Annotated in this window: 10 protein-coding genes; 2 read left to right on the forward strand and 8 right to left on the reverse strand. The window is 70.4% G+C overall.

Annotated elements, in window-relative coordinates; translation table 11 throughout:
* Nucleotides 1–44: 44 nt before the first annotated feature.
* Nucleotides 45–1,880: an AMP-dependent synthetase/ligase gene (locus ACIPEK_RS14945; protein WP_401995434.1), complete on the reverse strand. Its 1,836-nt coding sequence runs from the start codon at nucleotides 1,878–1,880 to the stop codon at nucleotides 45–47.
* Nucleotides 1,881–2,047: 167 nt separating this feature from the next.
* On the opposite strand from ACIPEK_RS14945, the gene ACIPEK_RS14950 reads away from it, so the two are divergent.
* Nucleotides 2,048–2,779, forward strand: coding sequence for a MerR family transcriptional regulator (locus ACIPEK_RS14950; RefSeq protein ID WP_401995437.1), 732 nt, complete (start codon nucleotides 2,048–2,050; stop codon nucleotides 2,777–2,779).
* 21 nt (nucleotides 2,780–2,800) lie between these two features.
* On the opposite strand, the gene ACIPEK_RS14955 is transcribed toward ACIPEK_RS14950, so the two are convergent.
* From ACIPEK_RS14955 to ACIPEK_RS14975, 5 genes are all read right to left on the reverse strand, one after another.
* Nucleotides 2,801–5,008 carry a 3-hydroxyacyl-CoA dehydrogenase NAD-binding domain-containing protein gene (locus ACIPEK_RS14955; RefSeq protein WP_401995439.1) on the reverse strand — a complete coding sequence of 736 codons (2,208 nt, stop codon included), beginning with the start codon at nucleotides 5,006–5,008 and terminating at the stop codon, nucleotides 2,801–2,803.
* A gap of 237 nt (nucleotides 5,009–5,245) precedes the next feature.
* Nucleotides 5,246–6,460, reverse strand: a complete 1,215-nt coding sequence (locus ACIPEK_RS14960; RefSeq protein WP_401995442.1) for an acetyl-CoA C-acetyltransferase — start codon at nucleotides 6,458–6,460, stop codon at nucleotides 5,246–5,248.
* 35 nt (nucleotides 6,461–6,495) lie between these two features.
* Entirely contained in the window at nucleotides 6,496–7,638 is a 1,143-nt protein-coding gene (locus tag ACIPEK_RS14965; protein WP_401995445.1) for an acyl-CoA dehydrogenase family protein, read from the reverse strand.
* A 10-nt stretch (nucleotides 7,639–7,648) separates the two neighbouring features.
* Nucleotides 7,649–8,674, reverse strand: a complete 1,026-nt coding sequence (locus ACIPEK_RS14970) for an LLM class F420-dependent oxidoreductase (protein WP_401995448.1) — start codon at nucleotides 8,672–8,674, stop codon at nucleotides 7,649–7,651.
* The gene (locus ACIPEK_RS14975) at nucleotides 8,674–9,816 is read right to left on the reverse strand and encodes a CaiB/BaiF CoA transferase family protein (RefSeq protein WP_401995451.1); all 1,143 of its coding nucleotides are present in this window, start codon (nucleotides 9,814–9,816) and stop codon (nucleotides 8,674–8,676) included. Before ACIPEK_RS14975 ends, ACIPEK_RS14970 begins: the two co-directional genes overlap by 1 nt.
* Before the next feature lie 204 nt (nucleotides 9,817–10,020).
* Here ACIPEK_RS14975 and ACIPEK_RS14980 point away from each other — a divergent pair, with 204 nt between their 5' ends.
* Complete coding sequence (locus ACIPEK_RS14980) at nucleotides 10,021–11,211, forward strand: saccharopine dehydrogenase family protein (protein ID WP_401995454.1); 1,191 nt, start codon at nucleotides 10,021–10,023, stop codon at nucleotides 11,209–11,211.
* Nucleotides 11,212–11,312: 101 nt separating this feature from the next.
* Here ACIPEK_RS14980 and ACIPEK_RS14985 read toward each other — a convergent pair whose 3' ends face one another.
* Entirely contained in the window at nucleotides 11,313–11,459 is a 147-nt protein-coding gene (locus tag ACIPEK_RS14985) for a hypothetical protein (RefSeq protein ID WP_401995457.1), read from the reverse strand.
* 180 nt (nucleotides 11,460–11,639) lie between these two features.
* The gene (mmpA, locus tag ACIPEK_RS14990; protein ID WP_401995460.1) at nucleotides 11,640–11,783 is read right to left on the reverse strand and encodes a morphogenic membrane protein MmpA; all 144 of its coding nucleotides are present in this window, start codon (nucleotides 11,781–11,783) and stop codon (nucleotides 11,640–11,642) included.
* Nucleotides 11,784–11,801: the final 18 nt, after the last annotated feature.

An 11,801-nucleotide genomic window follows, 5' to 3' on the forward strand; every position in this document is an offset into this window, starting at 1 on the left:
GACACCAGCGTAGGAGCCACCACTGACAAGTGCCCGGGACCCGGTCAGTCCCGGCCGCCCTCCCCGTACAACGCGTCGATCAACTCGCCGTACTTGTCGCGGATCACCCGTCGGCGCAGTTTCAGCGAGGGGGTCAGCTCGCCTGTCCCGGGGCCCCATTCCTCCGGGAGCAGCCGGTAGCGCTTGATCTGTTCCGTGCTGTTGAGCCGGGCATTGGCCGCCTCGACCGCTCGGGCGATCTCCTCCCGTACGGCTGGATGGCCGGCCAGTGCGGACGGATCGGCGTCGATGCCGTGGGCCGTCGCCCAGGCAGGCGCCGTCCCGGAGTCCAGGACCAGCAGCGCGACCAGGTAGGAGCGGCCGTCGCCGTGGACGAGGGCCTGGCCGATCAGGGGATGTTCCTTGAGGGTGTTCTCGACCAGGGCCGGCGAGACGTTCTTGCCCGTCGAGGTGACGATCATTTCCTTCTTGCGGTCCTTGAGCCAGAGGTAGCCGTCCTCGTCGATCCGGCCGATGTCCCCGGTCGCGAACCAGCCGTCCTTGTCGCGGGCGTCGTCCACCGTCCCGTCGGCGCGCAGATAGCCGGTGAAGACCGTCTGCCCGCGCACCAGGATCTCGCCGTCCTGCGCGACCTTCAGTTCCAGGCCGCCCAGGGGCCGCCCCACCGAGCCGAGCCGGAAGGCGGACGGGCTGTTGCAGGTGCAGACCCCGACCGTCTCGGTCAGCCCCCACGCGTCCATGATCACGATGCCGAAGCCGGCCCAGAAGCGGACCACGTCGAGTGGCATCGGTGCGGATGCGCTCGTCGCCCACGCCAGCCGGTCCAATCCGGCCGGCGCCAGCAGCGGGTCCAGGATCGTGGACTTGGCCTGCTGGTAAGCGGCTTCGAGCGCCGCCGGCGGCTGTTCACCGCGCTCCCGGTACGCAACATGCTGCCGGGCCGTCCCGCCCGCGGCATCGACCGCCGCACGCTGCTCCCCCGGCAGGGTGGCAAGGGCGGCCTGCAGGGAGGCTGCGAGCTTCTCCCAGACTCGCGGTACGCCGAAGAACTGGGCCGGGTGCAAGGCTCGTGCCGTGGCCGCGACGGCTGCCGGGTCGGAGCAGAGATGGACGTGCGAGGCGCGGAGGACCGGCAGATAGATGCCGAGCATCCGCTCCGCGATATGGGCGAAAGGCAGGTAGCAGACGTGCTCGACGTGGTCGGGGAGCTCGACGACCCGGTCCAGCGCGAGGGCATTGAGGACCACGCTGCGGTGGGTGACCGGGACGGCCTTGGGATCGCCGGTCGTCCCGGACGTGTAGACGACGGTGAGCAGGTCGTCGGCGCGGGACTCCCGCCAGGCCTTCTCGAACTCGTCGGGCCGGTGCAGCCGGGCGCCCGTGGCCGGCAGTGATCCGTACGCACGATGGGGTCCGGCCTCGGCCGCCTCCACGACGACCAGCTTCTCCAGCCGTACGGTGTCCTCCGCGAGCAGCGGCTCCCAGCGCTCCAGTTCGCGGCTGCCCTCGACGATCGCGAACCGGGCGCGGCTGTGCCGGGCGATGTGCGCGATCTGTTCGGGGGCCGCGGTGCCGTACACGCTGACGGGGACCGCCCCCAGGTGGGTGAGGGCCAGGTCGGACAGCCAGTGTTCGGGCCGGTTGCCCATCATCATGAGGACCTGTTCGCCACGCTCCACACCGAGTGCGCTGTAGCCGGTGGCGAGTACGGCGGTCCTGCGCCGTACCTCCTGCCAGGTGAGGGTCGTCCATTCCGTTGCGTCGCCGCCGGCCCGCCAGGAGAGCGCGGGGCGGTCGCCGTGGTCCTCGGCGTTGCGCAGGAGGAGAGCGGGCAGGGTGAGTTGCCCGGGTTCCGCGGGGAGTCGCAGGATCGTGGTCACGGCCGCCTCCTGTCACCATCGGCCGGACCGTGCGGGTCCGTACCGGAGGGGGACTGCGCTTGGATGCTGCCGGACACTTTCACAACAGTGGTGAGACAGCAATACTGTTGAACCTGATTGGTGCAGACGCAGCAGTTCGCCGCTGGGTCGGAACGCGAGGAGCAGACATGGCGACCGGGACCGAGGACCCGACGCTCACCGTCGACGAGCTGGCGGCGCGCGCCGGTGTCACCGTACGCACCGTGCGTTTCTACAGCACTCGGGGTCTGCTGCCGCCTCCGGTGATCGGGCCGCGTCGCGTCGGGCACTACGGGCATGAGCATCTGTCCCGGCTCGCGCTCATCGAGGAGCTCCAGCACCAGGGCATGACGCTGGCCGCGATCGAACGCTATCTGGAGCAGCTGCCACCGGATCTGAGCGCACACGATCTGGCGATCCACCGGGCGCTGGTGGCGTCCTGGGCGCCGGATTCGGCGGAGGACGCGACGCGGGCGGAGCTGGAGCGGCGTGCGGGGCGGGCGCTGAGCGAACAGGACATAGCGCGGTTGGCAGCCATGGGGGTGCTGGAGCGTGCGGAGCCGGCCGATGGCAGCTACCGGGTGGACCCGGGGCTGCTGCGGCTCGGGGTCGAGCTGCTCGGTGTACCGATCGCGCACGAGACGATTCTGGCCGCGCGCACGGTACTGCTGGAGCACTCCCGGTCCGCCGCGCAGGAGCTGACCCGCCTGTTCCGGGACGAGGTGTGGGATCCGTACCGGGAGCGGGAGTCGGACCCGGAGCATGTGGCGGCGATGAAGTCGCTGTCGGCCGATATGCAGCCGATGGTGCTGCAGGCGCTGGTGACCGCGTTCCAGCGGTCGCTGAAGGAAGAGCTGCGGGCCGCGTTCACTGCGGAGTGAACGCGGCCCGGGGTGCTGCTGTCAGTCGTGGAAGGTCTCGCCCTTCTCGGCCTTCTCCAGGAGCAGCGCGGGCGGCAGGAAGCGGTCGCCGTACTTCTCGGCGAGCTCCCGGGCGCGGGCTACGAAGCCGGGCAGGCCGCCCTCGTAGCCGTTGATGTACTGGAGTACGCCGCCGGTCCACGGCGGGAAGCCGATGCCCATGATGGAGCCGATGTTGGCGTCGGCGACGGAGATGAGGACGTTCTCCTCCAGGCAGCGGACGCTGTCCAGTGCCTCGGAGAACAGCATCCGCTCCTTCATGTCGATGAAGGGGATGTCCGTGTCCGGCTTCGTGCCGTGCTCACCCGCGGGACGACCCCCAAAACCCCCGAAATGCTCCCGCAGGCCGGGCCAGAGACGGGTGCGCCCGCCGGCCTCGTCGTACTCGTAGAAGCCCGCGCCGCCGCTGCGTCCCGGGCGGTCGAACTCGTCGACCATCCGGTCGATGACCGCGTCCGCCGGGTGTCCGGCCCAGGTGCCACCGGCCTCCTCGACGGCCCGCCTCGTCTCGTTGCGGATCTTGCGGGGCAGGGTGAGGGTCAGCTCGTCCATCAGGGAGAGCACCTTGGCCGGGTAGCCGGACTGTGCCGCGGCCTGCTCGACCGATGCGGGCTCGATGCCCTCGCCGACCATGGCGACGCCCTCGTTGATGAACTGGCCGATGACGCGCGAGGTGAAGAAACCCCGGGAGTCGTTGACGACGATCGGCGTCTTCTTGATCCGGCGGACCAGGTCGAAGGCGCGGGCCAGGGCCTCGTCGCCGGTCTGCTCACCCTTGATGATCTCGACCAGCGGCATCTTGTCCACGGGCGAGAAGAAGTGCAGCCCGATGAAGTCGGCGGGGCGCGAGACGCCCTCGGCGAGGACGGTGATGGGCAGGGTCGAGGTGTTGGAGCAGAGCAGGGCGTCCGGCTCGATGATGTCCTGGACCTCCTGGAACACCTTGTGCTTGAGCGCCGTGTCCTCGAAGACCGCCTCGATGACGGCGTCGCAGCCCGCCAGATCGGCCGGGTCGCCGGTCGGGGTGATGCGGGCCAGCAACTCCTCGCGCTCGGCCTCGGTGGTACGGCCCCGGGAGAGCGCCTTGTCGAGGAGCTTCTCGCTGTACGCCTTGCCCTTGGCGGCGGCCTCCGCGGAGATGTCCTTGAGGACGACGTCGATGCCCGCGCGGGCGCAGGAGTACGCGATGCCCGCGCCCATCATCCCGGCGCCGAGGACGGCGACCTTGCGGACCTGGCGCTCCTCGATGCCCTTGGGGCGGCTGGCCCCGGAGTTGACGGCCTGGAGGTCGAAGAAGAACGCCTGGATCATGTTCTTCGAGATCTGGCCGGTGACCAGCTCGGTGAAGTAGCGGGCCTCGATGGTCAGCGCGGTCTCGAAGTCGACCTGCGAGCCCTCGACGGCGGCGGCCAGGATGTTGCGGGGCGCGGGCATCGGGGCGCCCGCGATCTGCTTCTTCAGGTTGGCCGGGAAGGCGGGCAGATTCGCGGCGAACTTCGGGTTGGAGGGGGTGCCGCCGGGGATCTTGTAACCCTTGACGTCCCAGGGCTGCTGGGATTCGGGGTGGGCGTCGATGAAGGCGCGGGCCTTGTCGAGCATCTCCTCACGAGTGGCGGCGACCTCGTGGACCAGGCCGTTCTCCAGGGCGCGCTGCGGGGTGTACTGGGTGCCCTGGAGGAGGACCTTCAGCAGTGCGTCGGCGATGCCCATGAGGCGTACGGTGCGGGTGACACCGCCGCCCGCGGGCAGCAGGCCGAGGGTGACCTCGGGCAGGCCGATCCGGGAGCCGGGCGCGTCGAGGGCGACGCGGTGGTGCGATGCGAGCGCGATCTCGTAACCGCCGCCGAGCGCCGCGCCGTTGATGGCGGCGACGACGGGGATGCCGAGGGTCTCGATGCGGCGCAGCGAGTTCTTGATGGCGGTGCCGGTGTCGAAGGCCTGCTGGGCGTTCTCGGGACCGACCTTGATCATGTCCTTGAGGTCGCCGCCCGCGAAGAAGGTCTTCTTGGCGGAGGTGTAGATGATGCCGCGGATGGAGTCCCTCTCGGCCTCGGCGCGGTCGGCGATGGCCGCGATGGAGCCCTTGAAGGCCTGGTTCATCGTGTTGGCGGACTGGTTCGGGTCGTCGAGTACGAGGGTGACGACGCCGGTCTCGTCCTGTTCCCAGCGGATGGTCGTGCTCTCGGTCATTGCTTTTCTTCTCCGTAAGTGAGGGGCCGGCGGTGGGTGGCGTGGGTGAAGGAGCGGGGCCGGGGTGCGTGGATCGCAAGGCGGAGGACCGGTCCATGGCGAATGGGGCCTCCCCTGCTCGAGCGAAGCCGAGAGCTCGGGGAACATGGTGAGGGACGACAACGCCGCGAGGCGCGTGCCCCGGCCCCGCGACGCCACGCCACCCACCGCCGGCCCCTCCCGGGTGGCCGGGGACGCTCAGAGACGCTCGATGACGGTGGCGATGCCCATGCCGCCGCCGACGCAGAGGGTGGCGAGGCCGTATCGCTTCTCGCGCCGTTCCAGTTCGTCGATGAGGGTGCCGAGGATCATCGCGCCGGTGGCGCCGAGCGGGTGGCCGAGCGCGATCGCGCCGCCGTTGACGTTGATCTTGTCGAGGGAGAGCCCCATGTCCCTGGCGAAGCGCAGCACGACGCCGGCGAATGCCTCGTTGATCTCGACGAGGTCGATGTCGTCGATGGTCAGCCCGGCCTTGGCGAGGGCCTTGCGGGTGGCCGGCGCGGGGCCGGTCAGCATGATGGTGGGCTCGGAGCCGGAGACGGCGGCGGAGACGATCCGGGCGCGCGGTGTGAGTCCGTACCGCTCACCGATCTCCTTGTTGCCGATCGCGACGAGCGCGGCGCCGTCGACGATGCCGGAGGAGTTGCCCGCGTGGTGGACGTGGTCGATCTTCTCGACCCAGTGGTACTTCTGCAGCGCGACCGCGTCGAAGCCGCCCATCTCACCGATCGCGGCGAAGGACGGCTTGAGCGCGGCGAGCGAGTCGGCGGTGGTGCCCGGCCGCATGTGCTCGTCGTGGTCGAGGACGACGAGGCCGTTGCGGTCCTTGACGGGGACGACGGAGCGCGCGAAGCGGCCGTCCTTCCACGCTTCGGCGGCGCGCTCCTGGGAGAGCGCGGCGAACTCGTCGACGTCACGGCGGGAGAAGCCCTCGATGGTGGCGATGAGGTCGGCGCCGACGCCCTGCGGGGCGAAGCCGGTGGCGAAGTTGGTCATCGGGTCCATCGCCCAGGCACCGCCGTCGGAGCCCATCGGGACGCGGGACATCGACTCGACGCCGCCCGCGAGGATCAGGTCCTCCCAGCCCGAACGGACCTTGGCGGCGGCCAGGTTGACGGCCTCCAGGCCCGAGGCGCAGAAGCGGTTCTCCTGGACGCCCGCGACCGAGTCCGGGAGGCCGGCCGCGATGGCGGCGATCCGTGCGATGTCGGAGCCCTGGTCGCCGAGCGGGCTGACCACGCCAAGGACGATGTCGTCGATGGCCGCCGGGTCCAGGCCGGGGAAGCGGCTGCGGATTTCGTGGATGAGGCCGACGACGAGGTCGATCGGCTTGGTGCCGTGCAGGGCGCCATTGGCCTTGCCGCGGCCGCGCGGGGTGCGGATCGCGTCGTAGACAAACGCTTCGGTACTCAAGACAGCAGCCTTTCGAAGGTGTTGTGCGTCAGGGGTCAGGCGAGCAGCGAGCGGCCGATGATCTCCTTCATGATCTCGGTCGTGCCGCCGTAGATGGTCTGGATACGGCCGTCGGTGAACGCCCTTGCGACCGGAAATTCCGTCATGTAGCCGTAACCGCCGTGCAGTTGGAGGCAGCGGTCGGCGACGCGTTTCTGCAGCTCGGTGGCCCACCACTTGGCCATCGCGGCGTGAACGGCGTCGAGCCCACCGTCGGAGTGGTCGACGATGCACCGGTCGATGAAGGTGCGGGTGACGGTGCACTCGGTGGCCATCTCGGCGATCTCGAACCGGATGTGCTGGAGCTTGGAGAGCGGCCGTCCGAAGGCCTCGCGCTCCTTGACGTACTGCGTGGTGATCTCCAGCAGATGTTCGGCGGCGGCGATTCCGGCGACCGCTATGCCGATGCGCTCCTGCGCCAGGTTGGTCATCAGATGGATGAAGGCGCCGTCCCGCTCGCCGAGCAGATTCTCCTTGGGGACACGGACGTCGTTGAAGAACAACTCGGCGGTGTCCTGGGACTTCTGGCCGATCTTGTCGAGGTTGCGGCCCCGCTCGAAGCCCTCCGCACCGCGTTCGACGACGATCAGCGAGAGCCCCTTCGCACCGCCCTGCGGAGTTGTCTTCGCCACGACGACCACCAGGTCGGCGAGGATGCCGTTGGAGATGAACGTCTTGGAGCCGTTGAGCAGCCAGTGGTCGCCCCTGTCCTCGGCGGTGGTGCGGATGCCCTGGAGGTCGGAGCCCGCGCCGGGTTCGGTCATCGCGATGGCGGTGATGATCTCGCCGCTGCAGAAGCCGGGCAGCCAGCGCCGCTTCTGCTCGTCGGTGCCGAGGCCGGTGAGGTAGGGGCCGATGATGTCGTTGTGCAGCCCGAGCGCGAGTCCGGGGGCACCGGCCCGGGTGAACTCCTCGGCGAGGACGGCGCTGTAGCGGTAGTCGGTGTTGCCGCCGCCCCCGTACTCCTCGGATACGGCGAGGCCGAGCAGTCCCTGCCGGCCGGCCGCGAGCCAGGCCTCGCGCGAGACGATGCCGTCCTTCTCCCACTGTTCGTAGTGTGGGAGGACCTCCTTGGTGAGGAAGGTACGGACGGTCTCGCGGAACGCGTCGTGCTCCTGGGTGAAGATCTGCCGCTGCACTGCGAGCCTCCTAGAGCCAGTTCTTGACGGTGGAGATCAGCCGGGCCGGTTCGGGGCCGACGGGGGTGACGTTGAGCATCGTCACGCCGGCCTCGCGGAAGACCTCGATGCGGTCGCGTACGTAACCCTCGGGCCCGCACAGCGACATGAGCTCGCAGAATTCGTCCGGGACGGCGGCCTCGGCCTCCTTCTTCCTCCCACAGAGGTAGAGCTCCTGGATGAGTGCGGCTTCCTTCTCGTATCCGTAGGCGACGGCCAGGTCGTTGTAGAAGTTCTTGCCCCTGGCGCCCATGCCGCCGACGTACAGCGCGATCTGCGGGCGTGCCCGATCCCGGAGCGCGGCGGCGTCGTCTCCGATGGCGAGGAGTCCGCCCGCGACGGTCCGGAGGGGGCCTCGTGCCGGGTCGCGCTTCGCCGCGCCTTCGGCGAGAGCCGTGCCCCACACCTGCCGGGCCTTCTCCGGAATGTAGAGAGTCGGCAGCCAGCCGTCGGCGATCTCGGCGGTCAGCCGGACATTGGCGGGGCCCAGGGATGCGATGTAGAGCGGGATCTCCTCGCGCACCGGCCGGGTGAGGATCTTCAGCGGTTTGCCGAGCCGGCCGCCCTTCTCCTTCGGCAGCGGCATGTCGGTGATGCCGTGGTGATCGATGATCTCGCGGCGCCAGATCCGGCGGCAGAGTTCGACGGTCTCGCGGGTCCGGCCGAGCGGCTTGTCGTACGCCTTGCCGTGCCATCCCTCCACGACCTGCGGCCCGGACGCGCCGAGCCCGAGCAGCGCCCGGCCGCCGGAGATCGCGTCGAGTCCGGCGCCGGTCTGGGCGATCAGGGCGGGGGTGCGGGAGTAGACGTTGAGGATGGCCGCACCGATCTTCATGCGTTCGGTACGGGCGGCCAGATAGCCCATGAGGGTGGGCGAGTCGAAGCCGTACGCCTCCGCGACCCAGACGGCGTCGAGTCCGGCGGACTCCAGGGCTGCGACCTGGTCGCAGGCCTCGCGCGGGTCGCCCGCGTAGCTCAGCGGCAGGGAGAGTTCCATCAGTCGGCAGTGTCCTTCCGGGGCCGGTGCATGCTCGGTACGTCCCAGTCGCGGGCGACGTCTTCGGTGTCCGCGCCGGGCTGCGCGGGTCCGCTGCGTACGGAGACGGGTGTGGCGGAGAAGCGGGGTGCGGGGGCGGGCTGGGTGAGGCCGCCGTGTTCGACGAAGGTGGAGCGGGCGGCGATGTGCGGATGGCGGGGCGCCTCACGGAGCGAGAGGACGGGGGCGACGCAGGCGTCCGTGCCCTCGAACACCTCGGTCCACTCCGCGCGCGTACGGGTCCTGAACCGGTCGGCGACGAGCGTGCGCAGCTCCTCCCAGCGGGCGATGTCCGCCCGGTCCGGGGCCTCGTCCTCGATTCCGAGGAGCTTGCTGAACTCGTCGTAGAACCGCTGCTCCAGCGGGCCCACCGCCATGTACCGGCCGTCGGCGGTCTCGTACGAACCGTAGAACGGGCAGCCGCCGTCCAGGAGGTTGGAGCCGCGCCGGTCCTGCCAGCCGCCGGCCGCCAGCATGCCGTGGATCATCGTGGCGAGATGGGCGGCGCCGTCGACGATCGCCGCGTCCACGACCTGGCCTGTGCCACCGGGCGTCCGGGCGAACTGGAGGGCGGCGAGGACGCCGACGACGAGATAGAGCGAGCCGCCCGCGTAGTCGCCGACCAGATTGGCCGGGACGGTGGGCGGCTCACCGGGCTTGCCGATCACGGAGAGGGTGCCGGTGAGGGCGATGTAGGCGATGTCGTGCCCGGCTCGTTCGGCGAGCGGTCCGTCCTGGCCCCAGCCGGTCATCCGTCCGTAGACGAGTCGCGGATTACGGGCCAGCGCGGCGGCCGGTCCGACACCCAGGCGTTCGGCGACGCCCGGCCGGTAGCCCTCGATGAGGATGTCGGCGCGCTCGACCAGATCGAGCACCTTCGCGGCCCCGTCCTCGGCCTTGAGGTCGACGAGCACGGAGCGTTTGTTGCGGTTGGTGAGGTCGTACGCGGGGTCGATGCCGAGCCCCGGGCCGCCGGGCCGGTCGACCCTGACGACATCGGCGCCGAGGTCGGCCAGGAGCATCGCGGCGAACGGGCCGGGGCCGATGCCTGCCAGCTCGACCACGCGCACGCCTGCCAGCGGGCCGTGCTCTGTCGTTGCCATCAAACCCCCAGCGGTGTGACACAACTGATGTAACAGCGATGATGCTAAGAAGGCATCGCGCTCCGCACAACCCTTTGGGCCGAGCAAGCGCTTAGTTCTTTCCCCTGGATCCTCCCCCACGATCGCCGCCCGGCTGCACACCGCCACGAACCCCTCCGCTAACCTCTGCCTGCCACATCGGCGCCGGCCCCTGCGGAGGCACTCGTGAACAGGCAGAACGGGGCGCAACGCCCCTATGACGTAGTCCTCTTCGGTGCCACCGGCTTCGTGGGTGCCCTCACCGCCGAATATCTCGCCGCCCACGCACCCGCCGGCTGCCGCTGGGCCATGGCCGGACGCAATCGGGCCAAACTGGAGCGACTACGCGAACGTCTCGCCGCGATCGACCCGCGCTGCGCGGATCTCCCGTTGCTGCACGCCGACGCCGACGACGAGCACTCGCTGCGTGAACTCGCCGAATCCGCCCATGTGGTGGCCACGACGGTCGGCCCCTACGTCTGGTACGGCGAGCAGCTGGTCGCGGCCTGTGCCGAGGCCGGGACGGACTATGCGGACCTCACCGGCGAGGCGGAGTTCGTGGACCGGATGTATCTGGAGCATGACGCGCGGGCCCGCGAGTCGGGAGCTCGGCTCGTGCACGCCTGCGGATTCGACTCGGTACCGCACGACCTCGGGGCGTACTTCACCGTCCAGCAGCTGCCGCAGGACGTGCCGCTGACGCTCGACGGATTCGTCCGCAGCAACGCCGTCTTCTCCGGCGGTACGTTCGCCTCCGCGCTCACCGCGATGGGCCGCGGCCCTCACATGCTGCGCGCCGCGCAGGAACGCCGGCTCCATGAACCCCGTCTGGTGGCCCGCCGCGCCCGCGCCCGGCTCGGCGCCCCGCACTTCAGTACGGAGACCGGCACCTGGGCGCTGCCGCTGCCGACGCTGGACCCGCAGGTCATCGAGCGTTCGGCGCGGGTGCTCGCCCGGTACGGCCCCGACTTCCGCTACCGCCACTTCGCCTCCGTGGAGCATCTGCCCGTGGCGCTGGGCGGCGCGGCCGCGATCGGCGCCCTCCTGGGTGCCGCGCAGGTACCGGCGGCGCGGTCCTGGCTGATGGACCGGTACGAGCCGGGCGAGGGCCCGGACGCGGAGCGCAGGCGGCGCAGCTGGTTCACCGTGCGCTTCGTCGGCAGAGGCGGCGGGCACCGGGTCTTCACCGAGGTGTCGGGCGGCGACCCCGGCTACGACGAAACGGCGAAGATGCTCGCCGAGTCCGCGCTCTGCCTCGCCCTGGACGAGCTTCCGTCGACATCGGGGCAGGTCACCACGGCCGTCGCGATGGGTGACGCACTGCTGGAGCGGCTGCGCGCGGCCGGGCTGCGTTTCCGGGTCGCGGCGGCTCACTGAGCGGACCGGCGCCCAGCCGGGGTGGGTGCGGTCGGCATGCCGGTGTCCGGCCGCCCCGGGCGGGGTGGCCGGACACCTGTCCTGCCTTCTGCGGATCGGGGTCAGCGGGACCAGCCGCAGCGCACATGGCGGCTGTGTCCGGCGTTGCCCGGGCCGAGCACCTCCTGCGCACCGAGCTTCTTGCAGGCCGTCATGAGCTGCTTGTGCGGGGGCCCGAGGCCGTCAAGGCGGTGCAGTACCTGCTCCACAACGCGGGGGTGCCGGCCGACACCACCGGCGCGTACACCGTCTCGACCATGCGGTCGGTGAAGGAGTTCCAGGCGTCCCGGGACCTGCCCGTGGCAGGCATCGGGGACGCGCGCTGCTCAACGCCCAGGGCCCGGACCAGCACAAGTAGCCGCGGCGGCGGGGCGGCGCGCCCTCTCTGGTCAGAGTGCCCAGGACACCAGCGTGCAGACCATCGAGACGGCCCAGACCGCTCCCGCGAGCATGCCGAGAGTCATCCCCACCGCGACCCGGCGCTGAGCGAGATAGACGGTTCCTGGTCGTGTGGACGTTCGATGTTCGGTCATGTGTACCAGTCTGCACGT

It is taken from the genome of Streptomyces sp. NPDC088246, from assembly GCF_044741025.1.
Classification (GTDB): Bacteria; Actinomycetota; Actinomycetes; order Streptomycetales; family Streptomycetaceae; genus Streptomyces.

What these genes read in the sequence shown, in the direction of transcription:
- ACIPEK_RS14950 (WP_401995437.1), top strand. Translation starts at nt 2,048, where the DNA reads ATGGCGACCGGGACCGAGGACCCGACGCTCACCGTCGACGAGCTGGCG.
- ACIPEK_RS14955 (WP_401995439.1), bottom strand. Translation starts at nt 5,008, where the DNA reads ATGACCGAGAGCACGACCATCCGCTGGGAACAGGACGAGACCGGCGTC.
- ACIPEK_RS14970 (WP_401995448.1), bottom strand. Translation starts at nt 8,674, where the DNA reads ATGGAACTCTCCCTGCCGCTGAGCTACGCGGGCGACCCGCGCGAGGCC.
- ACIPEK_RS14975 (WP_401995451.1), bottom strand. Translation starts at nt 9,816, where the DNA reads ATGGCAACGACAGAGCACGGCCCGCTGGCAGGCGTGCGCGTGGTCGAG.
- mmpA (WP_401995460.1), bottom strand. Translation starts at nt 11,783, where the DNA reads ATGACCGAACATCGAACGTCCACACGACCAGGAACCGTCTATCTCGCT.